This window comes from Herbidospora galbida (genome assembly GCF_005233835.1).
Classification (GTDB): Bacteria; Actinomycetota; Actinomycetes; order Streptosporangiales; family Streptosporangiaceae; genus Herbidospora; species Herbidospora galbida.
This window is the reverse complement of the sequence record NZ_SZQA01000018.1, coordinates 35,935-61,462: the sequence shown is the minus strand read 5'-3', so window position 1 is coordinate 61,462 and position 25,528 is coordinate 35,935. Positions and strand designations below refer to the sequence as shown.

General features: G+C 71.6%; 26 protein-coding genes and 1 riboswitch. Of the genes, 15 read left to right on the top strand and 11 right to left on the bottom strand.

Translation table 11 applies throughout. The annotated features are described in order from the left end of the window. Positions 1-5: 5 nt before the first annotated feature. On the bottom strand, positions 6-1,607 hold the full coding sequence (locus FDA94_RS19390) for an isovaleryl-CoA dehydrogenase (RefSeq protein ID WP_137248486.1): 1,602 nt from the start codon (positions 1,605-1,607) through the stop codon (positions 6-8). 64 nt (positions 1,608-1,671) lie between these two features. On the opposite strand from FDA94_RS19390, the gene FDA94_RS19385 reads away from it, so the two are divergent. Both FDA94_RS19385 and FDA94_RS19380 read left to right on the top strand, forming a co-directional pair. After that, the gene (locus FDA94_RS19385) at positions 1,672-2,208 is read left to right on the top strand and encodes a sigma-70 family RNA polymerase sigma factor (protein WP_212735394.1); all 537 of its coding nucleotides are present in this window, start codon (positions 1,672-1,674) and stop codon (positions 2,206-2,208) included. Then, positions 2,205-3,092: a DinB family protein gene (locus tag FDA94_RS19380; protein WP_137248484.1), complete on the top strand. Its 888-nt coding sequence runs from the start codon at positions 2,205-2,207 to the stop codon at positions 3,090-3,092. The genes FDA94_RS19385 and FDA94_RS19380 overlap by 4 nt, the downstream gene beginning before the upstream one ends. A 3-nt stretch (positions 3,093-3,095) precedes the next feature. Here FDA94_RS19380 and FDA94_RS19375 read toward each other — a convergent pair whose 3' ends face one another. Next, on the bottom strand, positions 3,096-4,481 hold the full coding sequence (locus FDA94_RS19375) for an ankyrin repeat domain-containing protein (protein ID WP_137248483.1): 1,386 nt from the start codon (positions 4,479-4,481) through the stop codon (positions 3,096-3,098). Between the two features lie 122 nt (positions 4,482-4,603). Between FDA94_RS19375 and FDA94_RS19370 the strand changes: the two genes are divergently transcribed. The 4 genes from FDA94_RS19370 (at position 4,604) to FDA94_RS19355 (ending at position 7,291) form a co-directional block, all read left to right on the top strand. Further along, positions 4,604-5,218, top strand: coding sequence for a DedA family protein (locus FDA94_RS19370; protein WP_137248482.1), 615 nt, complete (start codon positions 4,604-4,606; stop codon positions 5,216-5,218). 55 nt (positions 5,219-5,273) lie between these two features. Next, positions 5,274-6,035, top strand: a complete 762-nt coding sequence (locus FDA94_RS19365) for a DUF1707 SHOCT-like domain-containing protein (protein WP_137248481.1) — start codon at positions 5,274-5,276, stop codon at positions 6,033-6,035. A 75-nt stretch (positions 6,036-6,110) separates the two neighbouring features. Beyond that, positions 6,111-6,599, top strand: a complete 489-nt coding sequence (locus tag FDA94_RS19360; RefSeq protein ID WP_137248480.1) for a SigE family RNA polymerase sigma factor — start codon at positions 6,111-6,113, stop codon at positions 6,597-6,599. Beyond that, the gene (locus FDA94_RS19355) at positions 6,596-7,291 is read left to right on the top strand and encodes a hypothetical protein (protein ID WP_137248479.1); all 696 of its coding nucleotides are present in this window, start codon (positions 6,596-6,598) and stop codon (positions 7,289-7,291) included. The genes FDA94_RS19360 and FDA94_RS19355 overlap by 4 nt, the downstream gene beginning before the upstream one ends. A gap of 60 nt (positions 7,292-7,351) precedes the next feature. Here the strand turns inward: FDA94_RS19355 and FDA94_RS19350 are convergent, their stop codons facing one another. From FDA94_RS19350 to FDA94_RS41570, 5 genes are read right to left on the bottom strand one after another with little or no spacing between them, the layout of a single operon-like run. Next, complete coding sequence (locus tag FDA94_RS19350) at positions 7,352-8,068, bottom strand: sirohydrochlorin chelatase (RefSeq protein WP_246060042.1); 717 nt, start codon at positions 8,066-8,068, stop codon at positions 7,352-7,354. Then, positions 8,065-8,793: a phosphoadenylyl-sulfate reductase gene (locus FDA94_RS19345; RefSeq protein WP_062429332.1), complete on the bottom strand. Its 729-nt coding sequence runs from the start codon at positions 8,791-8,793 to the stop codon at positions 8,065-8,067. The genes FDA94_RS19350 and FDA94_RS19345 overlap by 4 nt, the downstream gene beginning before the upstream one ends. A gap of 20 nt (positions 8,794-8,813) precedes the next feature. Continuing rightward, positions 8,814-8,966, bottom strand: coding sequence for an Insertion element protein (locus FDA94_RS40580; protein WP_083973808.1), 153 nt, complete (start codon positions 8,964-8,966; stop codon positions 8,814-8,816). Continuing rightward, positions 8,966-10,720, bottom strand: a complete 1,755-nt coding sequence (locus FDA94_RS19335; RefSeq protein WP_137248478.1) for a nitrite/sulfite reductase — start codon at positions 10,718-10,720, stop codon at positions 8,966-8,968. The genes FDA94_RS40580 and FDA94_RS19335 overlap by 1 nt, the downstream gene beginning before the upstream one ends. A gap of 48 nt (positions 10,721-10,768) precedes the next feature. Beyond that, positions 10,769-10,852 (bottom strand): putative leader peptide, encoded by an 84-nt coding sequence (locus FDA94_RS41570; RefSeq protein WP_353051387.1) that lies wholly within the window; start codon positions 10,850-10,852, stop codon positions 10,769-10,771. Between the two features lie 87 nt (positions 10,853-10,939). Between FDA94_RS41570 and FDA94_RS19330 the strand changes: the two genes are divergently transcribed. From FDA94_RS19330 to cydB, 6 genes are all read left to right on the top strand, one after another. Continuing rightward, positions 10,940-11,896: a YihY/virulence factor BrkB family protein gene (locus FDA94_RS19330; RefSeq protein WP_137248477.1), complete on the top strand. Its 957-nt coding sequence runs from the start codon at positions 10,940-10,942 to the stop codon at positions 11,894-11,896. A gap of 12 nt (positions 11,897-11,908) precedes the next feature. Then, positions 11,909-11,990: riboswitch (ZMP/ZTP riboswitch) on the top strand. A gap of 27 nt (positions 11,991-12,017) precedes the next feature. Next, positions 12,018-13,283 (top strand): serine hydroxymethyltransferase, encoded by a 1,266-nt coding sequence (glyA, locus tag FDA94_RS19325; RefSeq protein ID WP_137248476.1) that lies wholly within the window; start codon positions 12,018-12,020, stop codon positions 13,281-13,283. 247 nt (positions 13,284-13,530) lie between these two features. Next, the gene (rsgA, locus tag FDA94_RS19320; protein WP_137248475.1) at positions 13,531-14,631 is read left to right on the top strand and encodes a ribosome small subunit-dependent GTPase A; all 1,101 of its coding nucleotides are present in this window, start codon (positions 13,531-13,533) and stop codon (positions 14,629-14,631) included. 22 nt (positions 14,632-14,653) lie between these two features. Beyond that, positions 14,654-15,280 carry a phosphoribosyltransferase gene (locus tag FDA94_RS19315; protein WP_137248474.1) on the top strand — a complete coding sequence of 209 codons (627 nt, stop codon included), beginning with the start codon at positions 14,654-14,656 and terminating at the stop codon, positions 15,278-15,280. A gap of 24 nt (positions 15,281-15,304) precedes the next feature. Then, positions 15,305-15,478, top strand: a complete 174-nt coding sequence (locus FDA94_RS39305; protein WP_170991024.1) for a hypothetical protein — start codon at positions 15,305-15,307, stop codon at positions 15,476-15,478. Further along, entirely contained in the window at positions 15,475-16,476 is a 1,002-nt protein-coding gene (gene cydB / locus FDA94_RS19310; protein WP_137248473.1) for a cytochrome d ubiquinol oxidase subunit II, read from the top strand. The genes FDA94_RS39305 and cydB overlap by 4 nt, the downstream gene beginning before the upstream one ends. Positions 16,477-16,576: 100 nt before the next feature. Here cydB and FDA94_RS19305 read toward each other — a convergent pair whose 3' ends face one another. The 3 genes from FDA94_RS19305 to FDA94_RS19295 form a co-directional block, all read right to left on the bottom strand. Continuing rightward, complete coding sequence (locus FDA94_RS19305) at positions 16,577-16,891, bottom strand: WhiB family transcriptional regulator (RefSeq protein WP_081898622.1); 315 nt, start codon at positions 16,889-16,891, stop codon at positions 16,577-16,579. A gap of 117 nt (positions 16,892-17,008) precedes the next feature. Further along, a complete protein-coding gene (locus FDA94_RS19300; protein ID WP_137248472.1) occupies positions 17,009-17,917 on the bottom strand; it encodes a ferredoxin family protein in 909 nt (302 codons plus the stop codon). Positions 17,918-17,984: 67 nt separating this feature from the next. Further along, on the bottom strand, positions 17,985-19,484 hold the full coding sequence (locus FDA94_RS19295) for a glycerol-3-phosphate dehydrogenase/oxidase (protein WP_137248471.1): 1,500 nt from the start codon (positions 19,482-19,484) through the stop codon (positions 17,985-17,987). 90 nt (positions 19,485-19,574) lie between these two features. On the opposite strand from FDA94_RS19295, the gene FDA94_RS19290 reads away from it, so the two are divergent. The 3 genes from FDA94_RS19290 to FDA94_RS19280 are packed head-to-tail and all read left to right on the top strand — an operon-like array spanning position 19,575 to position 24,235. Beyond that, positions 19,575-21,074: an FAD-binding oxidoreductase gene (locus tag FDA94_RS19290; protein ID WP_137248563.1), complete on the top strand. Its 1,500-nt coding sequence runs from the start codon at positions 19,575-19,577 to the stop codon at positions 21,072-21,074. Between the two features lie 20 nt (positions 21,075-21,094). Then, a complete protein-coding gene (locus FDA94_RS19285) occupies positions 21,095-22,606 on the top strand; it encodes a metallophosphoesterase family protein (protein ID WP_137248470.1) in 1,512 nt (503 codons plus the stop codon). 33 nt (positions 22,607-22,639) lie between these two features. Next, positions 22,640-24,235: a bifunctional 3'-5' exonuclease/DNA polymerase gene (locus FDA94_RS19280; protein ID WP_212735393.1), complete on the top strand. Its 1,596-nt coding sequence runs from the start codon at positions 22,640-22,642 to the stop codon at positions 24,233-24,235. An 11-nt stretch (positions 24,236-24,246) separates the two neighbouring features. Here FDA94_RS19280 and FDA94_RS19275 read toward each other — a convergent pair whose 3' ends face one another. Next, a complete protein-coding gene (locus FDA94_RS19275) occupies positions 24,247-25,506 on the bottom strand; it encodes an MFS transporter (protein WP_137248468.1) in 1,260 nt (419 codons plus the stop codon). Between the last annotated feature and the right edge of the window lie 22 nt (positions 25,507-25,528).

Sequence of the window (25,528 nt, the reverse complement as noted above, 5' to 3'; positions counted from 1 at the left end):
GTGACTCAGATCCGGGCCAGGATGGCGTCCAGGTCGGGGCCGGGCCCCAGGGCGCCGTAGGCGCGGCCCGAGCCGCCGCCGAGCCGCGAGGCGCAGAACGCGTCGGCCACGCTCGCCGGGGCGAACCTGATCAGCAGCGAGGCCTGCAGCACCAGCGCCATCTCCTCGGCGAGCCGCCGAGCGTCGGCCTCGGTGGCGTGGGCGAGCGTCTTGCGGACCCGGCTCACCGATTCGGAGATCCGGGGGTCGGTGGCGAGCTCGACCTCGGTGAAGAACGCCTCCGCCGCCTCGGGCTCGCGAGTGAGCGCCCGCATCAGGTCGAGCGCGGCGACGTTGCCCGACCCCTCCCAGATGCCGTTCAGCGGCGACTCGCGGAACAGCCGCGGCATCCCCGACTCCTCGACGTAGCCGTTGCCGCCCAGGCATTCGAGCGCCTCGGCGGCGTGCCCGGCGGCGCGCTTGCAGACCCAGTACTTCCCGGCCGCCAGCGCCACCCGCCGGAACATCCCCTCCTGCGCCTGACCGGCCACGGCCCGGTCGGTGGCCCCGGCGAGCCGCATCATCAGCACCGTCGCCGCCTCGGACTCCAGCGCCAGGTCGGCCAGCACGTTCCGCATCAGCGGCTGGTCGATGAGCAGCCGGCCGAACGCCGTGCGGTGCCGGGCGTGGTGGACGGCCTGGGTCAGCCCCAGCCGCATTCCCGCCGCCGAGCCGATCACGCAGTCGAGCCGGGTCATGTTGACCATCTCGATGATCGTCCGGACCCCGCGCCCCTCCTCGCCGACCAGCCAGGCCACCGCGTTCTCGTACTCGACCTCGGCCGAGGCGTTCGACCGGTTGCCGAGCTTGTCCTTCAGCCGCATGAGCCTGATCGCGTTGCGGGTCCCGTCGGGGAGCACGCGGGGGAGCAGGAAGCAGGAGAGCCCGCCCGGCGCCTGGGCCAGCACCAGGAACACGTCGCACATCGGCGCGGAATTGAACCACTTGTGGCCGGTCAGGGCATAGGTCCCGTCGCCGAGCGGCTCGGCGGTCGTCAGGTTCGCCCGGACGTCGCTCCCGCCCTGCTTCTCGGTCATGGCCATCCCGGCGAGCACCCCGCGCTTGTCGGCCAGGGGGCGAAGGCCGAAGTCATAGGTACGGGAGGCGAGCGCGGGCTCCCACTCGGCCGCGAGCGCCGGGGCGTGCCGCAGCGCGGCCACCGAGGCGTAGGTCATCGAGATCGGGCACCCGTGCCCCGCCTCGACCTGCGACCACACGTAGAACTTGGCCGCCCGCGCCACGTGGGCGCCCGGCCGGGCCATCGTCCAGGGCGCGGCGTGCAGCCCGTGCTCGACGGCGACGGTCATCAGCTCGTGCCACGCCGGGTGGAACTCCACCTCGTCGATCCGGTGGCCATAGCGGTCGTGCGTCCTCAGGACCGGCTCGTTCTCGTTGGCCAGCCGCCCCCACTCCTGCGCCTTCGCGGTGCCCGCCAGGGTGCCGAGCTGCCGCAGCTCGCCCTCGGCCCAGTCGGCGCCCTCCCGGGCCAGCGCCGCCGCCAGCGCCGGGTCGGCCGCCACGTCGTGACCGGACAGCGGCGGCACCTGATTCATCACTTCATGGCTCATGTCATCCATCTGACCATCTCGGGCGAATAATGCGATGCTCGGGTCGACGAGTGGGGGAGCCGCCGTGGACGACCACCTGTTCCACCGCCGGGTCGTCAGCGGCGACGAGTCCGCGCTGGGGGAGTTGTACGACCACTTCTCCGCCCTGCTCTACGGTCTGGCGCTCCGCGTGACCCGCGACCGGGTCGCCGCAGAGGACATCACCCAGGAGGTCTTCGCGACCTTCTGGGAGCGGCCGCTGGGCTTCGACCCGTCACGGGGCAGCCTGCGCACCTTCCTGGCGACCGTCGCCCATCGGCGCTCGGTCGACCACGTCAGGTCGGAGGAGCGCCGCCGCGTCGGCGCCCTCGCCCCCCGCCTGTTCGAACGCCCCCACGACCTCGAAGAGGGCGTCGTGGCCGCCGACGAGATCAAGCGGGTGCGCGAGGCCGTGGTGGGCTTACCCGACGCCCTGCGCCAGGTGATAGAGCTGGCCTACTACGGAGGCCGCACCTATCGCGAGGTGGCGGTGGAGATCGGCGTACCGGAGGGGACCGCCAAGTCCCGCATCCGGCTGGCCCTGCGCCGCCTGGCCGAGACGCTGAACGAGGAGGCGCTGTGAGCCTCGACCGCCTCTACCTCGACCTGCTCGACGAGGCCCCCATCGCCCCGCCGCCGGGCGGCCGGGCCCGCCTGCTCGCCACGTCCGCCGCCCGCCGCCGCCCGGCCGCGCCGTGCGTCTCCTGGGCCCGCCCCTACGCGGGCCGGGTGGCCGCCATGGACGCCGTCTTCGCCTCGGCGACGGCCTGGGACGTGGAGATCGTCGAAGGCTGGAACCTCCAGGAGCTCCTCGGGCACCTCATGGCCAAGGACGGCCTGGTCGCGGCGGCCGTCGGCGCGCCCGTCCACGGCCCGCCGATCACCGACGACGAGCCCACGGCCCGGACCGCGGCCGTTCACGACCACGAACGCTCCCGCTCCCTGCTGGAGACCCACCGGTCGTGGCGCGACCAGGCCGACGCCCTGTGCCACGCCCTGTCCGATGCCGATCCCGCGCGGATGGTCACCCCCGGCGGCCTGCCCCTGCCCGTCGGCGACCAGATCCTCGGCCGCGCCCTGGAGACGTGGATCCACACCCACGACACCGCCGTGTCCGAAGGCCTGAACCTCCCCACGCCGACGGCCGGGGAACTCCACCCGATGGCCGACCTGTGCGCCCGGCTGCTGCCCATGACGGCCGTCCTGAGCGGCCTGGACCTCGGCGACCGGTCGATCCGCCTGACCCTGACCGGCGACGGGGGAGGAGACTGGCACCTCCCCCTGCTTCCGGGCACGCCTTCTTCCGCGTACGAGGGCCAGGAGGTCGCCCTGTCGCTGCGGGCCGACGCAGCCGAATACTGTTTCGTGCTCGGCGGCCGGGGAGCGGACCACACGTGGCAGGCCGAGGGTGACCTCGCCCTGGCGGCCGACCTCAGAGCGGCGGCGCCCGCGCTGTCGGGGCCGTGACCCTTACAGGTCCAGGCCCAGCGTGCCCGCCGCCTGGAGCGCCACGTCGCGCGCGTACGCGTCCTCGCTCTCCGAGAGCACCCGGTGCACCCCTCGCACCGCCCGGTCGTCGCCCCGGATCGCCAGGCCGCGCGTCGCCTCCGCCGCCGTGACCAGGTCGGGGTCGCTCAGCCGCTCGGCGAGGGCCGTCCGGAGGTCGCCGTTGTCGGCGTCGAGGGCGGCCAGGCCGAACGTCGCGTAGTCGCGGACGTCCGCGGAAGGGTCCCGCGACAGGGTGATCAGCGCCGCCAGGCCGTCTCTGTCCTCGCCGGGCAGCACGGCCGACAGCGCGACCGGATCGCGGACCGTGTGCACCCGGCCCGGCCGTCCGATCAGCGCCAGCACGTCGGGCAGCACCCGGGGGTCTCCCTGCTGCCCGAGGGCGCGCAGGATCGAGTCGATCACCCGGGGGTCCTCCTCCCGTTCGGCCAGGTCGCGGAGGACCGGCAGGGTCCGGTCGAGGTAGGGGCGGGTGCCGGCGGTGAAGCCGAACTGGGACAGGACGTCGACGCCGAAGTCGCGCTCCATCGGGTCGTCGCGGCCGACCAGGGCGACCGCCGAGGAGAAGGTCTCGTCGTCGGCGCGGCGCTGGATGGCGTGCACGGCCGCCCACCAGGTCTCCCCGTCCTCGTCGACGTCCCGGTAGGGGACCGCGCGCCGCATCAGGTCCTCGACCGGCGGGCGCTCGCCGAGAGCGTCTTCGAGAAGGGTCGCGATGGCCGCGTGGCCGCGCTGGGAGACCTCGTCGCCCTCGGGGGAGGGGATGGACACCAGGGTGGTGCCGTCGGCCGCCAGCGACACCTCGGCCGGGGGATCGCAGCCCTCCGTCAGTTCGGCCAGGTCCCGGGCGGCGAGGGCGCGGGCGACCTCCAGGGCCTCGTACAGGGGAGTGGCGCCGTGTTCCAGCAGGCTCCACACCACTCCGTAGGCCCCGAACCGGGCGGCGGCCACCAGAGGGGAGCACAGGTCGGGGTCGGCGCCGAAGTCGAGCAGCAGGTCGGCGGTCTCCAGGTGGCCGAGGGTGGCCGCCCACATCAGCGGGGTCCACTCGTCGCACTCGATCAGGTCGGGGTCGGCGCCGCCCTCCAGCAGGGCGCGGAGCGCCTCCTCGTGGTTCCAGCAGGCCGCCGCGCACAGGGGCAGGCCCTCCTCTTCGCCATGGGAGGCCTGGTTCGGGTCGGCGCCGTGTTCGAGCAGCAGCGTCACCATGGCGGCGTTGCCTCGCTGGGCCGCGCGGTAGAGCGGCAGGGTGCCACGGCCGCGGTTCAGGTCGGGTTCGCGCCGCAGTGCCGCACGGGCGCGATCCAGGTCGTCGTGCGCCACGGCGAGCATCAGCTCACTGATCGTCACCCTTCCAGGGTACTTTATGGTGATATGTCCAGATTGTGGGCTGGCGGGATGAGGCTGTCCCCCGGACGAAACGGTGGCTTTCCGGCTCAATCGGGCGAAGGGATCTCCCTAGCGTGATCGCCATGGAGAAACTAGACGGAATCGCCGCCTGGGTCGTCGGTCTGATGGAGACCCTGGGCGCTCCCGGCGCGGGGCTGGCCACCGCGATCGAGAACCTGGCCCCGCCGATCCCCAGCGAGCTCATCCTCCCGCTCGCCGGGTTCACCGCCAGCCAGGGGAACATGAGCCTGGTCGCCGCCATCGCCTGGACCACGGCCGGATCGGTGGCGGGGGCTCTGGTCCTGTACGGCCTGGGCGCCCTCCTCGGCCGGAACCGCACCGTCGCCCTGCTCGGCAGAGTCCCCTTCGTCACGGTCGACGACATCGAGAGGACCGAGGCCTGGTTCGCCCGCCACGGGCGCAAGACCGTCTTCTTCGGCCGGATGGTGCCGGTCTTCCGCAGCCTCATCTCGATCCCGGCCGGGGTCGAGCGGATGCCTCTCGGAACGTTCACCCTGCTCACCGCCCTGGGCAGCCTTATCTGGAACTCCATTTTCGTGCTGGCGGGCTATCTCCTCGGGGAGAACTGGGAGGTCGTCCAGCGCTACTCCGGCTGGCTCACCAACGGGGTGATCGTGGTGTGCGCCCTCGCCGTGGCGGTCTTCCTGGTGCTGCGGGTGCGGGCCAGGGTGAGGTAGGAATCGTCCCCAGGGAGGATCGAGCGGGAGCTCCCGGAGGGTTAGATTCTTAGCCATGACCGAACCAGCCGGCATGCGCGCGTCCGACAGCGAGCGCGAAGCCGTCGTCGAGCGGCTGCGGGTGGCCTCCACCGAAGGCCGGCTGACGCTCGCCGAACTGACCGACCGCACCGAGGCCGCCTACCTGGCCCAGACGCAGGGCGAACTGGCCCAGCTGACGGCCGACCTCCCCGGCGGCGCCCCCGCCCCCGCCTACGCCCCCGCGAAGCCCCCGGGCAAGGCCCGCCAGTGGTTCGTCGCCGTGATGGGCGACACCAAGCGCAAGGGCAAGTGGCGGGTCGAGAACGAGATCGCCGCGGTGGCCGTCATGGGCGACGTGACCCTCGACCTCCGTGAGGCCGAAGTGCGCTCCAACGAGATCGACATCGTGGCGACCTGCGTGATGGGCGACATCAAGATCATCGTCCCCGACGGCGTCGACGTGCAGCTCAGCGGCGTGGCGATCATGGGCGACAAGAAGGTCAAGGTGGTCGAGGCGCCACCCGGCCAGCACGCCCCGATCGTCCGCGTCCGCGGCTACGTCGTCATGGGCGACATCAAGGTCATCGGCGACTCCCACGCCGCGCCCATCCGGCGCAACGCCCTGGCCTGGACCGAATGGTGGCTCAACCGCCGCGGCCTCGGCCACGGCTCCATGCACGGCGCCATCAACCAGGCGGTCAACGACTCCATCCGCGAGACCAACCGGATCGTCAACGACTCGATCCGCGAGGCCGTCCGCGACTCCAAGACCGCCTGGAAGCACAGAGACCACTGACACCGGTGCAACAGATCGCCGGTGCCGTCGCGTCATCGTCGGTGACATGATTTCTCCGACGGTGAGGACCCCGACATGCGCGACCGGGCCGACTTCGAGCGGTACGTCGAGCAGCGGTCGGCCCGGTTACTGCGCATGGCCTACCTGCTGTGCCGCGACTGGGCCACCGCCGAGGACCTGACGCAGACCGCGCTGGCCAAGGCCTGGCTCGCCTGGCGGCGGGTCGGTGACAACCCCGACGCGTACGTCTACCGCATCCTCGTCAACACCCACAACTCCTGGTGGCGCCGCATGTGGCGGCGCGAGGTGCCCACGGGTGAGCTGCCCGACCTGACCGACCCCGGGGTCGAGGACACCCTCGACGACCGCGACGTGCTGCGGGCCGCGCTGGCCACGCTGCCGCCGAAGATGCGGGCGGTGCTGGTGCTGCGCTATTTCGAGGACCTCTCCGACGCCGAGATCGCCGCGATACTCGGCTGCTCGGAGGTCACCGTCCGGAGCCAGGCAAGTCGCGCCCTGGCGAAGCTGCGCGTCGACCCCGCCATGGACTGGAGCAGGCGATGATCCGTGAGCTTTTCGAGGACGACACCCGTGAGGCGCCCGTACACAGGATCTCCCTGGAGGAGATCGACCGGCGGGCCGGGCGGATCCGGCGGCGCCGGACCGCACTGGGCGCGGCGGTGGCGGCGACCGCCGTGGTGATCGCCGGGTCCGTCGCGCTTCCGGGGCCGCTCCCCGCGAGCGACCACACCCTGGCCCAGCCGACCCCGGCCACGCCGACGGAGCCGGTCGTCTACCTGATGGACGAGGACTCGGCGCAGTCGCCCGGTGAACTGGAGGACGTGTTCTATCCGGCGAGCGAGGGGCCGATGGAGATCTTCGTCCACTGCACCGGCACGCAGGCCTACGCCGGGGTGTGGGTCGGCGGCGAACTGGTCACTCAGGCCCCCTGCGGCCCGGTCACCGAGTTGCGCTGGGACAACCACGCCGACCCCGACCGGCCCGCCTGGAACGAGGGCATGGTCAGGGTGAAGACCCGCGTCTTCCCCTACACCGAGGAGCCCGGCACGCTCACCGCCGCCGAGATCGAGGAACGCGCCGAGCAGGCCCGTGACGAGAAGATGTTCGCCACGATCCACGTCTACCGCTACCCGGGCCTGTTCGTCCCGCCCACGACGTGCGCGCAGCCTCTCGTGGTCGACCGGGCGGGCTCGGGCCGGGAGACGCTCGAACCGGTCCGCTGCGAGCTCGACTGAGATCAGGCGCGCAGGAAACCCAGCCGCCGAGGCCGCCACCGCCGCCGGCCGACCGGGCACTCAGACGCGGAGGTATGCCGGCCGCCTGGCCGTGGCCGCGTCGTAGCGGTCGAGGACGATCCGGACCAGCTCCGGCGCCGGTCCCAGGCTGTCGGCCACCAGATCGGCGCCGGCCGCCAGGGCCTCCCGGGCCACCTTGTCGGCGAAGAAACCGGGCGCCAGCAGGTAGGGCGCCACCACCACGCGCGGCGCCCCGGCGGCGCGCAGCATCGCCACCGCCTCCGCCGGACGGGGGCCCGAGGCGCTGGCGAACGCCGTCGTGACCGCCCACCACGGCCGCGAGCGCGCCCAGTCGCGGGCGATCGTGCGGACCGTCGCGTTGGCCGTCGCGTCGCTCGACCCGGCCGACACCAGCACGACCGCCGTCCCGGGGTCGCCGACGACCGCGCCGGCCTCGGCGAGGCGGCGCTCCAGGGCGGCCGTCAGCAGCGGGTCGGGGCCCAGCGTGGGGCTGACCTCGACCCGGGCGTCGATCCCGGCCAGCGCGCCCGGGATGTCGACCTTGCTGTGGTAGGCCGCCGTCAGCAGCAGCGGCACCACGACCGCCTCGGCGAGCGGGGCCAGGGCGTCGGTCAGCGCCGGTTTCACGTGGTCGAGGTAGCTGACCCGGACGTCCAGGCCGGGACGCGCCAGGCGGACCCGATGGAGCAGCGCCTCGGCCACGGCGGCGGCGCGCGGGTCGCGGGACCCGTGCGCCACGGCCACCAGGGGCGTCAAAGGTGGATACCGCACTCGATCTTGCCCAGTCCGGCCCAGCGGCCCGACCGCGCGTCTTCGCCGTCGGCGACCCTGCGGGTGCAGGGGGCGCAGCCGATCGAGGGGTAGTTGTCGTAGTGGAGCGGGTTGATCAGGACGCCGTTGTCGGCGATGTAGTTGTCGACGTCCTCCTGGGTCCACCGCGCGATCGGGTTGACCTTGACCATCTGGCGCTTGGCGTCCCACTCGACGACCTTGGTGCCGGTCCGGGTCGGCGACTCGTCGCGGCGGATGCCGGAGATCCACGCCAGGTAGGGCTCCAGCGCCCGGTTCAGCGGCTCGACCTTGCGCAGGAAGCAGCACAGGTCGGGGTTGCGGCCGTGCAGGCGCGGCCCGAGGTCGCGGTCCTGCTCGGCGACGGTCCGCGACGGGGTGATGTTGATCAGGTTGACGTCGTAGACGGCCTCGACCGCGTCGCGGGTGCCGATCGTCTCGGCGAAGTGGTAGCCGGTGTCGATGAACAGCACGTCGACGCCCGGCTTCACCCGGCTCACCAGGTCGATCAGCAGCGCGTCGGACATCGAGGAGGTGAGACACATACGGTCGCCGAAGGTCGCCGCCGCCCAGCGGATGATCTCTCGGGCGGGGGCGTCCTCAAGGAACTCGGCCGCCGACTCGACGATGCTCTGGAGGTCGAGCACGCCGCGCCGGCGCTCTAGCTCAACCTCGATGTCCACCAGGGTCATCACGCTCTCCTCACGGGGGGTCACGATCGCACGCCTATCCCCAGGAACTTCACCCGGAAGGCCCGGGCGCAGCTCCGGCAGTACCACCCGTACGGCTCCTCGTCGGAGACGTACGGCTCAAGATCCTCTTCACCGCAGTACGGGCAGTAATAGGGGGCCGCCCGTTCACTCATCACTTCAGGTCCGCCTCGTCGGCGCGCTGCACCCAGGCGGCGAACGACTCGTCGTCGCTGCGCTGCTTGGCGTAGTTGGAGGCCACCCGCTCGACGTAGTCGGGCAGGTCCTCGGCGGTGGTCTTCAGGCCGCGGACCTTGCGGCCGAAGCCCGGGGTCGCGCCCAGGGAGCCGCCCAGGTGGATCTGGAAGCCCTCGACCTGCTCGCCCTTCTCGTCGACGACGAGCTGGCCCTTGAGGCCGATGTCGGCGACCTGGATGCGCGCGCAGGAGTTCGGGCAGCCGTTCACGTTGATCGTGAGCGGGTGCTCGAAGTCGGGGAGGCGGTTCTCCAGCTCGTGGATCAGCGTCGTCGCGGTCGCCTTGGTCTCGACGATCGCGAGCTTGCAGTACTCGATGCCGGTGCAGGCCATCGTCTGCCGCCGGAACGTCGACGGGCGCACCTTCAGGCCGATCGCGTCGAGGCCGTCGACCAGCGACTCGACCCGCTCTTCCGGCACGTCGAGGATGACCATCTTCTGCTCGACCGTCATCGCGACCCGGTTCGACCCGTGGGCCTCGGCCAGGTCGGCGATCTTGGCCAGGGTGTCGCCGTCGACCCGGCCGACCTTGGGCGCGAAGCCGACGTAGAACTTGCCGTCGCGCTGGCGGCGCACGCCCACGTGGTCGCGGCGGGTGTCGTCGGCCAGCGCGGGCGCCGGACCGTCGGGCAGCGCGTGGCCGAGGTATTCGTCCTGGAGGATCTGCCGGAACTTCTCGGCGCCCCAGTCGTTCACCAGGAACTTGATGCGGGCCCGGTGGCGCAGCCGCCGGTAGCCGTAGTCGCGGAAGATGCCGATGACGCCGCCGTAGACGTCGGCCACCTGGTCGGGCCGGACGAACGCGCCGAGCCGCTTGCCGATCATCGGGTTGGTCGACAGGCCGCCGCCCACCCAGACGTCGAACCCGGCCTCGCCGGCCTCGTTCACCACGCCCACGAAGGCCACGTCGTTGATCTCGTGGACGGTGCAGTGGGCGGCGCAGCCGCTGATGGCCGACTTGAACTTGCGGGGCAGGTTCGAGAACGCCTTGTCGCCGATGAACCGGTCGTAGACCTCGCGGATCTGCTCCCGGCCGTCGATGACCTCGTCGGCGTCGACGCCCGCCAGCGGGCAGCCCAGGATGACGCGCGGGGTGTCGCCGCAGGCCTCGGTCGTGGACAGGCCGACCGCTTCGAGGCGCTCCCAGATCTCCGGGACCGACTCGATCTCGACCCAGTGGAGCTGGACGTTCTGCCGGTCGGTGATGTCGGCGGTGCCCCGGCCGAAGTCGTTGGAGATGCCGGCGATCACCCGGAGCTGGTTGAGGTCGAGCTGGCCGCCGTCGATGCGGATGCGGAGCATGAAGTAGCGGTCGTCGAGCTCCTCGGGCTCCAGGATGGCGGTCTTGCCGCCGTCGATCCCGGGCTTGCGCTGCGTGTAGAGGCCGTACCAGCGCATGCGGCCGCGCAGGTCGGCGGGGTCGATCGAGTCGAAGCCGCGCTTGGAGTAGACGTCGATGATCCGCTGACGGACGTTGAGCCCGTCGTCGTTCTTCTTGTTCTCCTCGTTCTTGTTCAGAGGCTCGCGATAGCCGAGAGCCCACTGACCTTCGCCGCGAGGGCGCTTGTGGTGGCGGTTCGCCGGGCGGGCCGGGGTGCTCATGCGGGACCTTTCCAGTGGTGGTCGCGCGCGTCCAGGCTTTCCCTCCCGCCTCGGCGCTGAGTGCGGGGGCATGAAAAAAGACGCCTGTCACGCGCCCTTAACAGAAAGAAGGGGCGGCGATCAACGGGCGTCGATACAGATGGCGCTGCGGACGCGCTGAAGGTCGACGTGACGGCGCACGACGAGCATCGGGTCCACTGGCATGTCCGTAACAATACCTTGCGGGTACTTGATGTCCAAGTTTGCGTCCACAGTGTGGACCCCTTGGCGAGACACGTAATGTTAACGCCGATGACCTCCGCGAACGCGCCCCGGCGCCGGTCCCGCCGCCACTGGTTCGGGCACCAGTCCCGCACCGGCATGGCGCGCGCCCGCGCGGGGATGGAGCGCTTCGTGGGCACCAGCTTCTGGGCGCTGGTCAAGGACACGACGATGGCCGGGGTCAACTACCGGGTCACCGGCCTGGCGGGGGAGGCGGCGTTCTTCGCCCTGCTGTCGCTGCCGCCCTTCGTGCTCGGGCTCCTGGGTGTTCTCGGTCACCTTTCGAGCCTCCTCGGCCCGGCGACCATCACCGAGATCAAGGCGTCGGTGATCGATCACGCCGACCTGCTCTTCACCCCCGACGCGGTCCAGCGGGTGGTCGAGCCCCTTTTGAACAACGTGTTCAACGGCGGCGAGGTCTCGCTGATCTCGGTGGGTTTCCTGCTCGCCCTGTGGTCGGGGTCGCGCGCCCTGTTCGTCTACGTCGACCTGATCTCGATCGCGTACGGCCTGGGCGAGACCCGCGGCATCATCCGCACCCGGATCATGAGCTTCGGCCTCTATCTCGCGGCCCTGCTGATCGGCCTGGTCGTGATGCCGATCCTGGTCGTCGGGCCGACCCTGCTGGCCACCGCCCTGCCCGACTACCAGCCGCTCATCTCGATCTTCTACTGGCCGATCGTGGTGGCCGGGTCGGTGCTGATGCTCACGCTGCTCTACCACGTGAGCGTCCCGATGCGGACGAAATGGTGGCGCGAGGTGCCCGGCGCGCTGCTGGCCCTGGTGATCTGGATCATCTGCGCGGCGGTGCTGCGCGAGGTGCTGGCCGCCTGGTTCGACCCCCTGTCGATCTACGGCTCGCTGGCCGCGCCGATCGCGGTGCTGCTCTGGCTCTACATCACCGCGCTGGCGGTGCTGATCGGGGCCACCCTCAACGCCGAGGTCGACCGTCTCTGGCCGCTCGCGGGTAACACCCGGCAGCACTGACAGCCGATAAGGTGGGGTTCTCGCTACTGGCGCTATGAGGTGGGGCACCACCGGGGAGCGGAAACCGCGTCGGCCGTGCGCCTGGGTCGACGCAGTCGTCGAGTTCCGAGGAAGGCGCTCAATGTCTGAGAAAACGCTCAACGCCGTCGACCCAGAGATCGCCGAACTGATCACGGCCGAAGAACGCCGCCAGACCGACACCATCAAGCTCATCGCCTCGGAGAACTACGTCTCCAAGGCGGTGCTCCAGGCCACCGGCACGGTCCTCACCAACAAGTACTCCGAGGGCTACCCCGGCAAGCGCTACTACGAGGGCCAGCAGGTCATCGACCAGATCGAGACCCTGGCGATCGAGCGGGCCAAGTCGCTGTTCGGCGTCAACCACGCCAACGTCCAGCCCTACTCGGGCTCGCCCGCCAACCTGGCGATCTACATGGCCTTCGTGCAGCCCGGCGACACCGTCATGGGCATGGGCCTGCCGTTCGGCGGCCACCTGACCCACGGCTGGTCGGTCAGCGCCACCGGCAAGTGGTTCAACCCGGTCCGCTACGGCGTCCGCCGCGACACCGGCATGGTCGACATGGACGAGGTCCGCGAGCTCGCGCTCAAGGAGCGCCCCAAGCTGATCTTCTGCGGCGGCACCGCCATCCCGCGCACGATCGACTTCCCGGCCTTCGCCGAGATCGCCAAGGAGGTCGGCGCGGTCCTGGCCGCCGACATCGCCCACATCGCCGGCCTGGTCGCGGGCGGCGCCCACCCCTCGCCGGTCGGGCACGCCGACGTGATCTCCACCACCACCCACAAGACCCTGCGCGGCCCGCGTGGCGCGATGCTCATGGCGACCTCCGACGAGCACGCCACCGCGCTCAACAAGGCCGTCTTCCCGGGTCTGCAGGGCGGCCCCCACAACCACACCACCGCCGCCATCGCGGTGGCGCTGCGCGAGGCCGCGACCGACGACTTCAAGGACTACGCGCGCCAGGTCGTCGTCAACAGCCGGGCCCTCGCCGAGGAACTGCTCGGCCGGGGCTTCGACCTGGTCTCGGGCGGCACCGACAATCACCTGATCCTGATGGACCTCACGCCCAAGGGCGTCGGCGGCAAGCCGGCCGCCCAGGCGCTCGACAAGGCCGGTCTGGAGACCAACTACAACTCGGTGCCCTTCGACACCCGCAAGCCGTTCGACCCGTCGGGCATCCGCATCGGCACCGCCGGCGTCACCAGCCGGGGCATGGGCGTCGCCGAGATGCGCCAGATCGGCGCCTGGATCGACCAGGTCGTCTCGGCCCTGGCCAAGGGCGAAGACGAGGCCAAGCACACGATCGTCCGCGTCCACGCCGAGGTCCGCGAGCTGACCACCCACTTCCCGGCCCCCGGCCTGAGCTAGTCGCGCCCGAACGAAGCCCCGGCCCGCCGAGACGGACCGGGGCTTTCGCGCGCAGGAGGCGCGGTAATTGCGTTGCGGGCTCCTTCGCGGCTGTCCTATGGTTCTGCGTGGCCGGAACGAGCCGGTCTTTTCCTTCAGGGAGGTGGCGACACATGCGGGTCTTTCTCCTGAGCCTGCCGTCCATCCACCTCCGGGCCGCCCGCTGACGTACGCGGGGCCTGTTTCATCCTGAAGGGTTTCACCCGAAGTGTTCTTCGAACCGCTCGTTTTCGATCTTTCTCTTCTCGGCTGGGACGACACCCGTGCGCTCCCCGCCGACACCATCCCGGGCCGGGTCTCCCGGGTGCACCGCGGCGCCGCCGAGGTCATCACCGAACAGGGCCAGATCCAGGTCCACTACGGCGCCCGGGTGCGCCGTGACTCCGCCGCCGACCCCACGAGACTCCCGTGCGTGGGCGACTGGGTGGCGCTGCGGCTCCTCGCCGAGGGCCGCTACGAACTCGACGAGGTGCTGCCCAGGGCCACCGCGTTCGTCCGGGGCGGAGTGTCCCGCGACTCGCGCGGAGGGCTGTCGGGCGACGGGCAGGGCCAGGTGCTGGCCGCCAACGTCGACATCGTGTTCGTGGCAGAACCGGCCATGCACGCGACCGACTTCGCCGACCTCGGCCGCATCGAGCGGCTGACCGCGCTGGCCTGGGAGAGCGGCGGCACGCCCGTCGTCGTCATCACCAAGGCCGACCTCTTCGACCAGGGCCTCGACGACCTCCTGAACGACGTCAGGGGCGCCGCGCCGGGCGTCGACGTGCACGCCGTCTCGTCGTTCACCGGCGACGGGGTCGACGTCGTCCGCTCCTACCTGATGGGCTCCCGGACCGCCGTGATCCTGGGCGCCTCCGGCGCGGGCAAGTCGAGCCTCGTCAACGCCCTGGCGGGCGGCGAGGTCATGGAGACCCAGCAGGTCCGGGCCGGCGACGGCCGGGGCCGCCACACCACCGTGCACCGGGAGCTGATCCCGCTGCCCGGTGGCGGCATCGTCATCGACACCCCGGGCATCCGGCGGGTCGGCCTGTACGACATGTCCGACGGCGTCGACCGGGTCTTCTCGGAGATCGAGGACCTGGCCGAACAGTGCCGCTTCGGCGACTGCTCCCACGAGGCCGAGCCGGGCTGCGCGGTCCTGGCGGCGCTGGAGAGCGGCGAGCTGCCCGAACGGCGGCTGGAGAGCTGGCGCAAGCTCCAGCGGGAGGCGGCCTGGATGGCGCGGCGCAGCGACGCCCGGCTCCAGGCCGAGGAGACCAGGAAGTGGAAAATCATCCACAAGGGGATGCGGGGCCGCAACCGTCCCTGACCGCGTGGGTAGGACCGGAAAGGTGAAGTCCTTCCCGGACCGGGCGACCGCCGGCGCGCTCCTCGCGGAGGCGCTGGCGGGCACGCCCGCCGACATCGTGCTCGCCCTGCCGCGCGGCGGGGTGGCCGTCGGCGCCGTGGTCGCCCAGGCGCTCGGGGTGCCGCTCGACGTCCTGGTGACCCGCAAGCTCGGGCACCCCCTCCAGCCCGAGCTGGGCCTGGGCGCCATCGCCGAGGGCGGCGAACCGGTCTTCGACCGCGCGATGCTCCGCCGGACCGGCTACCACGAGCGTGACCTGGCCGACGTCGTGGCGGCCGAACGCGCCGAACTGGCCCGCCGGGTCGACGCCTACCGCGAGGGACGTCCGCCCCCCGACCTGAGCGGCCGCGACGTGATCGTGGTCGACGACGGCCTGGCCACCGGCGGCACGGCCCGCGCGGCGCTGCGGGCGGTGCGGTCGAAGAACCCGCGCCGCGTCATCCTGGCCGTCCCGGTCGGCGCCGCCCCCGCGGTCAGATCGCTCGAAAGCGAGGCGGACGAGGTCGTCGCGGTCATGGCGCCCGAGGAGTTCGGTTCCGTAGGCAGCTGGTACGAACGGTTCGAGCAGCTCACCGACGACGAAACCATGGCGTGCCTCCGCTCCGTGTGATCAACCGTCACTTACGGTGACTGAGTGGACGTCGTGGACCTGGCCCGGTGGCAGTTCGGCCTCACCTCACCACGGTCCACCACTTCCTGGTCGCCCTGCTGGAAGCCGCTGTTCTCCAGCGACATCCCCCCGCATCGACTCGAATACCGGCAGACGTACGGTCCGAAGCCGCCCTGGCCCATGGAGAGGACGCCGTGACGCTCAACGACATCTGGTTCGCCGCCATCGCCGTGCTCTTCACGGGCTACTTCGTCCTGGAGGGCTTCGACTTCGGGGTGGGGGCCCTGCTGCCGTACCTGCCGAAGGAGGAGCGGGAACGCCAGGTGATGATCGGCGCGATCGGGCCCGGGTGGGACGGCGACGAGGTCTGGCTCATCGCCGCCGGCGGCGTGCTGCTCGCCGCCTTCCCCGAGTGGTGCGCCACCCTGTTCAGCGGCTTCTACCTGCCGCTGCTGCTGATCCTGCTGGCGCTGATCGTGCGCGGGGTGGCCTTCGAATACCGGGGCAAGCACAACGGCAGGCGGTGGCGGCGCAACTGGGACCGCTGCCTTTTCTGGGGTTCGGTCGTGCCCGCGTTCCTGTGGGGCGTGGTGGTCGGCAACATCGTGCGCGGAATCGCCCTGGACGAGAAGCATGAATTCGTCGGCACGTTCTGGGATCTGCTGAACCCGTTCGCGCTACTCGGCGGATTGACGACGCTTGCCCTTTTCGTCACGCACGGCGCGGTATTCCTGGCGCTGAAAACGCGGGGCCGGATCCGGCGGAAGGCGAAGGGCGTCGCGGAGAAAAGCGGGGTGGTCGCGGCGGTTCTGGCCATCGCATTCCTGACCTGGGCACAGGCCATGGAAGGGTCGTTCGCGAGTGTTCTGCTCACGGTGGTCGCGATCGGCGCGTGGGCAGCGGGGATGGTGGCCAACTTCTTCGGCCGGGAGGGCCGGGCGTTCCTCGGATCGGCCGCCGCGCTCGGGGCGGCCACGATCAGCCTGTTCGCGGCGCTCTATCCGGATGTGCTGCCGTCGACGGTCGGCTCGGAGAACGGCCTGGACATAGAAAACGCCGCGTCCACGCCGAAGACCTTGCAGATCATGACGTGGGTCGCGGTCGTGTTCCTGCCGCTGGTGCTGCTGTACCAGTCGTGGACTTACTGGGCGTTCCGCCGCCGCATCGGTGTGCGGAACGTCCCAGCAAGCCACTGACCAGGGAGGATTCGGCGAGTTTCTGGAGGCAGATTCACCGCGCGAGCCACGGCCGGCCTTCGGCCGTCCGCGTCTCGCTTTACCGGGGAGGGTGGTGATGCTAGGCGACGGCGCTGATGCCGGCGCTCGCGGCGCGCCGCATCCGACGGCGACGCTCGGAGGCGCGCTCGTCCTCGTTCAGGCCACCCCAGGTGCCGTACTTCTCAGGGCGGGAAAGCGCGTAGTCAAGACACTCCGCGCGGACCGGGCAACCGGCGCAGATCGCCTTCGCCTTCCGCTCGCGGATGTCGCGCTCAGGCTGGCGCTCCCCGTCAGGGCCGAAGAACAGCACAAGGTCCTCTCCCCGGCACGCGGCATCATCCTGCCAACCCCAACTGGGGCGGGGGCGGGCGAGCTGCCGACGTACCTGAGACATGAGAAACCACCTTTGGTGAGAAGAGGTATTTCAGTGTTTGTGCCGCATTGGACGCTTATGGTGTCCTCTTTTGCAACGCGAGGAGCGTCCGTGGTGTTCCCGGCTTCTTGCGAAGCCTCAGGTCAAAGCCGGGGTGAGCTGCTTGAGCTCGGCCAACCTGTAGGTCGTGATCTCTTCGGCGCAGGCGAGACCGCACGGTGCCGCGAACACCGAAGGCTCGACCACTACCCGAAAACGGGACGTTCCACCCTGCGCGTTGGTTTGCACAACGCACACGGTGGAGTCACCTTCCGACCGGGAGGATTCCACGGCCACTCCGCCGACCGAGAGCTCGCCCGTGTGTGACCGGACAAAATGCTCGGCGGCTTGCGATGGCTCAGGGAGACCCGCGCGCCCCCGGAAACGGTCAAGAACGATCTTGCCGTCACGGTAGGCGTGTGCCGCCGCGAGCGCGGCAGCCTCAGACATGCTGCCGTAGTAAAGCCCGTGTGGCAAGCACACGAGGTTGGCGGCGTATCGATCGCCGCCGACATGTGTGGTTTCCCACACATTCCCGGGGTGGTTCCGGGATAGTGATCTCGCGATCGGGAGACCAAAGCGGGCGCAGCACGCGTTGCGCTTGGCGTGCGTGCAGACCAGAAATACCGGCTCACTCACAAGTATGCAGGACTCCGGAAGCGCTCCGTCCACGAGTGCGCCCAGGTCAAGATCGTCGGGGTGATCGAGCCAGGCCTCAGCCAGCCAGGGGTCGCTCCCCGTGGACGATCCGACGAAAACGTGCAGCGCACGGGGGCCTTGAGTGGTCTCACGGTCGGGGCGGCGGATCAGCTGCGAACGGATGCCGAGGGCGGTGGCGCGGTCGATGAGGGCCAGCACGCTCTGCGGAAGGCGGCATTCGGGCAGGTAGGCGGCCCATGGGCCGTTGTGCTCGATGAGCAGCCACCGGCGGGCGCCGACCGTGGCGCTGGCGAGCACCGGCGCGTCGCCGGTGTGCAGGCCCGCGGCGTGGTCGCAACCCTTGCTCATGTGCCCGATCCGTCCTTGTGATCATCTCCGGTTAGGTAATCCTAACCTTAGACGATGGTGTCAAACGTCAGGGCTCAAGTGACAGAACGTGCCGTGCGACTTTCAGCGCCGTCCGGCGGTCTTCCGGAACCAGCCCGATCCTGGTACGGCGGTCGAGCAGGTCGTCCTCGTCGAGCGCGCCCTCGTGGCGGACCGCCCAGACCAGCTCGGCCCAGGTGGTCGCGCCGCCCGGGACGACCTTCGCGCCGAGCGCCCGGTTCGACTCGATGAGGGCGGTGATGTCCTCGGCCTCCGAGCCGTAGCGCTCGACCAGCCGCCACGGGGCCCTGAGCCCCCGCGTCGTGGCGCCGACCAGCGGCAGCCGGGCGGTGGTGCTGCGCCGGGCGTGCGGGCAGGCCGCGTCGACGGCGTCCTCGGCCATGCGGCGGTAGGTGGTCAGCTTGCCGCCGACGACGGTCACGACGCCGTCCTTGCCCTTCAGCACCGCGTGACGGCGCGACAGGTCGGCGGTGCGGCCGGTGCCGGCGTCGAGCAGCGGGCGCAGCCCGGCGTGGGCGCCCGCGACCTGGTCGCGCGTCACCGGCACGCCCAGCACGCCGTTGAGCGTGGCCAGCAGGAACGCAACGTCGCTCTCGGGTACGTCGGCCACATCGGGCACCGGCCCCTCGACCGGCTCGTCGGTCAGCCCCACCAGGACGTGGCCGTCGCTCTGCGGCAGCACCAGCAGGAACCGGCTCGACTCGCCCGGCATGGGCACGTGCAGCCCCGCCCGCAACGGCCCCAGCACGCCCTCACGGAGCACTAGGTGGGTGCCGCGCGAGGGCCGCAGCGCGATCTCGGGGGCCAGGCCGCCCGCCCACACGCCCGTGGCGTTCACCACCGCCTTGGCCCTGATCGTGAACGTGTCACCCGACAGCTCGTCGCGCACCTCGGCCCCGTCGCCGGACAGGCCGAGCGCCCGGCAGCGGGTCAGCACCCGCGCGCCGTGCCCGGCGGCGGTGCGGGCCAGCGCGACCACCAGCCGCGCGTCGTCGACCACCCGGCCGTCGTAGGACCGCAGCGCGCCCCGCAGACCGTCGGCGGCCAGCGCCGGGACCAGGTCGAGCGCCTCGGCCGCGCCCAGCCGCGCCGGGCCCGGGATCAGCTTCCTGGGCGTGCCCGCGGCGGCGCGCAACACGTCGCCGAGCCGGTAGCCGGTCATCAGCTTCCGGGCCGTGGCCGCCGACACGGCCGGGGTCAGCGGCAGCAGGTAGGGCTGCGCCTTCACCAGGTGGGGGGCGGTGTGAGCGATCAGCAGATGGCGTTCCGCGGCGCTCTCCCTGGCCAGCCCGATCTGGCCGGACGCGAGGTAGCGCAGGCCCCCGTGGATGAGCTTGGAGCTCCAGCGGGAGGTGCCGAAGGCCAGGTCGTGGGCGTCGATCGCGACCACCGACAGGCCCCGCGCGGCGGCGTCGAGCGCCACCCCCGCCCCCGTGGCGCCCAGGCCGACGACGAGGAGGTCGGCGACGTCGTCGCGCGCGTCGTCGAGATCGCGGGCACGGCGGGTCGCGTTGAGGGAAGACTCCATGCGGTTCCTTGATCGGGACGGGCATTACCCTTGGGTAACCTATCGAGAGGCCGGCATCCTGTGGAGACTCCGCGTACCCCCGTGCAGCCCATGCTCTGGTCGGGCTGGGGTGACCCCGGCAAGGCGACCGGGCTCGCCCCGGAGGTGCTGGAGCTGCTCGCGGAGGCGCTGGGCGTCACCCCGTCGGCCGAAGAACCGGCGGGATTCGGCGATGTGCGGCTTTCCGCGTCCGGCCTGTCACCCTTCGTGCTGGACTCGTTGCGGTCCATCGTAGGCGCAGAGAGGGTGCGAACCGATGCTGATGCTCGTATCCGCCACACGAGGGGCAAATCCACACCAGACCTCCTGAAGATGCGGAGGGGTGACGGTTCCGACGCCCCCGACGCCGTCGTGCTGCCCGGGTCGCACCACGAGGTCTCCGAGGTGCTCCGGATCTGCTCCGACGAGATGGTCGCGGTGGTGCCGTTCGGCGGCGGGACGTCCGTCGTCGGCGGCGTCACGCCCGACATCGACGGCTACACCGGAGTGGTCACGCTCGATCTGCGGCGGCTCGACAAACTGGTGTCGGTCGACGAGGAGTCGATGCTGGCCGAGCTCCAGCCGGGGCTGCGCGGGCCGCAGGCCGAGGAACTGCTCAACGCGCGGGGGCTGACGCTGGGGCACTTCCCGCAGTCGTGGGAGTACGCCACCCTCGGCGGGTTCGCCGCCGCCCGCTCGTCGGGGCAGGCTTCCGCCGGTTACGGGCGGTTCGACGACATGGTCGAGGGGCTGACCGTGGCGACGCCGGCCGGCGACTGGGAACTCGGCCGGGCGCCGCGCTCGGCCGCCGGGCCCGACCTGCGGCACGTCGTGCTCGGCTCCGAGGGGGCGTTCGGGGTGATCACCTCGATGCGGCTGCGGGTGCGCCGCCTGCCCGTGTGGCGCAAGTGGGACGCCTGGCGGTTCCCGTCGTTCGGGGCGGGGCGCGAGGCGATGCGCGTACTGGCCCAGGAGCGCAGGCTCCCCGCGGTGATCCGCCTGTCCGACGAGACCGAGACCATGATCGGCGGCGGGTCGGGCTGCCTGATGGTCGTGGGCTGGGAACGGGGCGAGCCGCCGAGGTTCGCCGACGCCGAGAATCTGGGGGCCGAGCCCGCCGAGCGCTGGGCCGAGGGCCGGTTCGGCGGCCCCTACCTGCGTGACGCGCTCATCGCCGCCGGGGCGACCGTGGAGACCCTGGAGACCGCCGCCCACTGGTCGGGCCTGCCCCGGCTCTACGAGGCCGTGAGGCTCGCTCTGGAGGCCGCGCTCGGCCGGGTGATCGTGATGTGCCACGTCTCCCACCTCTACGAGACCGGCGCGTCGCTCTACTTCACCGTCGTCACCGCCGCCGGAGACGACCCGCTGGCCCGCTGGGAGGCCGCCAAGGCCAAGACCAACGAGGCGATCGGGCTGGCCGGGGGAACCATCTCGCACCACCACGGCGTCGGCCGCGACCACCGCGCCGCCTACGCCACCGAGATCGGCCCCGTGGGCGTCGGCGTCATGCGGGCGATCAAGAAAAGTCTCGATCCGATGGGGATTCTGAACCCCGGTGTCCTCGTCCCCTGAAACCGAGCAAGATTGACCGTATGGCGGACATCGGCGTCGAGGCTGCGGCCGCGCGCGGGAAGCTGGTCTCCTCCCGGGTCTCCGAACACGGCGCGGGGTGGCACTGTCAGGAGATCGGGAGCTTCCAGGCGCTGCGCCCCAGCAAGAACTCCTTCACGTGGTTACACCCGAAGACCCTGTGGCGCTCGCGCAACGAGATCCTCGCCGGGCTGTTCGGCGATCCGTCCGCGGAGGTCCGCCGCCGCTGGGTGGCGTCCCTGCGGGAGAACGGCGCCGACCCCGACTTCCGGATGACCCGGCAGACGGGCCCGGAGTACTCGTTCATCGTCATCGGCGACACCGGCGAGGGCGACGCCTCCCAGTACGCCGTCGTCCCGGGCCTGCTCAAAACGGGCGCGACGACCGACTTCGCGGTGATCGCCAGCGACGTGATCTACCCCACGGGCGCCGCGAGCGACTACTGCGACAAGTTCTTCCGCCCGTTCAAGGACTACGACGCCCCGATCTACGCCATCCCCGGCAACCACGACTGGTACGACGGCCTCGGCGGCTTCATGCGGGTGTTCTGCGGCGCCAAGCCGCTCAAGGTCGAGCGGGAGGGCTTCAAGCTCTCCCCGGCCGGCCTGCGCGGCCTGCTCTGGAAGAAGCCCGAGGCGATCGACGAGGCCGCGCTGGCCGAGGCGTGGAAGCTGCGCGGCAAGCCGACGCAGGAGGCCCGGCAGCCGGCCCCCTACTGGGTGCTCGACCTCGGCGAACTCGTGCTGGTCGGCATCGACACCGGCATCACCGGCTCGCTCGATCGCGAGCAGGGCGAGTGGCTGCGCCACGTGTCGTCGGCCGACGCCCGGCCCAAGGTGCTCATCACCGGCAAGCCGATCTACGTGCGCAACGACTACAAGCCGTGCCCGATCGAGGGCGGCGGCACGGTCGACGAGATCGTCCGCGACCCGGCCCACAACTACGTCGCCGCGATCGGCGGCGACGTCCACAACTACCAGCGGTTCCCGGTCAACGTCGACGGGCGGGTGATCCAATATCTCGTCTCGGGCGGCGGGGGCGCGTTCATGCACGCCACCCACACGATCCCGCGCGTCGACAAGGTCCACGAAGACGACTTCCGCTGCTACCCGCTGCGCGGCGACTCGCTGTCGTTCTACAGCCTGCTCTACTCGCGCAAGCTGCGGATGAAGTGGCTCTACCTGACGCCTGAAGAGGCCGTGGCGCTGATGTCGCGGCGGATCGGCAACGAGCCGGTCCGCGACACCCCGCCCGTGCGGATCACCGCCCGGATGAAGTGGGCGGCCCGGTTCCTCGGCGGCTGGCCGATGCCCTTCCACCTGCCGGTGGGCCGCTTCTTCCACCGCTGGATCTCCGAGCTCACCGACTGGGACACCCCGCCGTTCTTCAAGAGCTTCCTGCACGTCTCGGTCTCGCCCGGCGAACTCCGCATCCGCTGCTTCGCCGCGACCGGCTGCCTCGCCCAGGAGCTCGAACCCCCGGTCGAGGACGAGGTGATCATCCCGCTGGCCTGAGGGATTGTCGGTGGGGCCTGGCAGGGTGGAACCGTGCAGGTTGCGGTTTCCGGGGCGAAAGACGGCAGCGGTGAGCTGCTGCCCGGAGGCCCCGTGGCCGACCTGGCGGCGGCGGTGGCCGAGGTCGAGGCGCGCGAGGCGCCCCGGTGGGTGTGGGCCGACACGCGGCGGGTCTATCCGGGACTGCTGGCCCGGGGCGTACGGGTGGCGCGCTGCCACGACGTCGCGCTGACCGAGAACCTGCTGCTGGCCGCCGAGGGCCACTACGGCGAGCCCCGGTCGGCCGAGGCCGCCCACGCCCGGCTCCACGGCCTGCCGGTGCCCGCAGACCGCCACGAGACCCCCGAGGCCGCCCAGGGGTCGCTGTTCGACCCCGAGCCCGCCCCGGCCGAGCCCGGGGCCGCCCTCGTCGACGAGGTCGCCGCCGCGCAGGCCGCCCGCATCGCGGCGCTGCCCGAACCGGGGCGGTTCCGGCTGCTGGTCGCGGCCGAGTCGGCCGGCGGGCTGATCGCGGCCGAGATGGGCCACGACGGCATGCCGTGGCGTGAGTCGGTGCACCAGGCCCTGCTGACCGACCTGCTTGGGCCGCGCCCCGCCCACGGCATGCGGCCCCCCAAGCTCCAGGCGCTGGCCGACCAGGTGTCGGCGGCGTTCGGCCAGCCGCTCAACCCCGACTCGCCGCAGCAGATCGTGAAGGCGTTCAAGGCGGCCGGGGTGCCGGTGCCGTCGACCCGCTCCCACGTGCTGAAAGAGGTCGACCATCCGGGGGTGGCGCCGTTGCTGGCGTACAAGGAGCTGGCCCGGCTGTTCAGTTTCCACGGCTGGGTCTGGGCCGACCAGTGGGTGCGCGCCGACCGCTTCCGGGCCGAATACGTCGTGGGCGGGGTCGTCAGCGGCCGGTGGGCGACCAGCGGAGGAGGGGCGCTGCAGATCCCGAAGGTGATGCGGAAGGCGGTGGTCGCCGACGACGGCTGGACGCTCGTGGTCGCCGACGCCGCCCAGCTCGAACCGCGCGTGCTGGCCGCGATGGCCGGCGACCGGGGGCTGGCCCGAGCCGCCGGGGAGATCGACCTCTACGCCGCGCTGGCCCAGGCGTTCGGCGGCCAGCGCGACGCCGCCAAGATCGCCATGCTGTCGGCCATGTACGGCGGCACCAGCGGCGACGCCCCCAAACTGCTGGCCGTGATGCGCACCCGCTTCCCGCAGGCCTACGCGTTCGTCGAAGACGCCGCCCGCGCCGGGGAGGAGGGCCGGGTGGTCCGCTCGTGGCTCGGCCGCACCAGCCCGCCGCCGTCCGACCGCTGGCGGGCCGTCGTCTCCGGGCCCGAGGGGGGCCGCGCGGCCCGCGACCGGGGCCGCTTCACCCGCAACTTCGTCGTCCAGGCCACCGCCGCCGAATGGGCCCTCACCCTGATGGCCGTGCTGCGCGGCCGTCTCAGGGAACCCGCGAAGCTGGTGTTCTTCCAGCACGACGAGGTCATGATCCACTGCCCGGAAGAGCAGGCCGGAGAGGTGGCCGCCGCCATCGAGGCGAGCGCGGAGGAGGCGACCCGCCTGCTGTTCGGCGCGACCGCGGTGAGGTTCCCCATGGAGGCGATACCGGTGACCTGCTACGCCGACGCCAAGTGAGGCCGGCGCCGTCAGGCCTCGGAAGGACGCGCGGCGGGCGCCGGCGTGCGCCGGCGCCAGATGACCACTCCGGTGAGCCCGGTCAGGGCCGCGGTGATCAGGCCGAGGGCCGGGTAGGAGATCGTGCCGACGATCGCCCCGGCCAGCAGCGCGCCGGCCGCGCCGCAGACGTTCATCGTCAGATCCGACAGGCCCTGGACGGCCGGGCGGCGCTCCAGGTCGACCGCCTCGGTCAGCATCGCCGAACCCGCGACGAGGGAGCACGACCAGCCCAGGCCCAGCAGGATCAGGCCCGCCGTGATCACGGGGACGTCGTGCCCGCCGAGGGCGGCCAGCAGCCCGGCCGCCACCAGGACGCCCATGCCGGTCGCCGCGACCACGCCCCGGCCGAGGCGGTCGGCGGCCCAGCCGACCAGCGGGGAGAACATGAACATCCCGGCGATGTGCAGGCTCAGCACCATCCCGATGACCGAGATGTCGGCGTGCCCGTGGTCGAGGTGGACGGGCGTCATCGACATCACCGACACCATCGCGGTGTGTCCCGCCGCGATCGTCAGCAGGCCCGTCCGGGCCGCCGGGGTCGCCTTCACCGTCTCCACGGCCTCCCGCAGCGGCTGCCGCCTCCGGGCGACGGTCACCTCACGGGCCTGACGGGCCAGCAGCAGCGGGTCGGGCCGCAGCCCCGCGTTGATCACCACCAGGGAGACCGCGAACGCGGCCGCGGCCAGCGCGAACGGGCCGGCCGAGTGCGCCAGCCCCCAGTCCATGCCGAGCAGGTCGGCCGGGTGGGCCAGGTTGGGGCCCGCGACGCTGCCGATCGTGGCCGCCCAGACGACGAGCGACAGGTGGCGGGCGGTCCGGCCGGGCGGGGCGAGGTCGGTGGCGGCGTAGCGGGCCGACAGGTTTCCGGCGCTGCCCGCGCCGATGAAGACCAGCGAGAGCAGCAGCAGCGGCCACGATCCGAGTTCCATCGACGCCACCGCCGCCACGCAGCCGAGGAGGGCGGCTCCGTAGGCGAGGGACAGCCCGGCCCTGCGGCCGCCGCCGTCGGCGGCCCTGGCCGCCGGGAGCGCCATCAACGCGGTGCCCAGGACGGTGGCCGTGCCGGCCAGGCCGCTGATCGCCTCGGAGCCCGAGAGTTCGTACACCATGAGGGAGCTCAGCGCGAGCACCACGGCGATCCCGACCCCGGAGACGATCTGGACCAGGGAGAGCACCCCGAGAGTACGGCGTTGCACCTTCTGGTGGGATGCGAGGGGGATCGCTGTCATGAGCGAAGTCTGGCATGGCTCA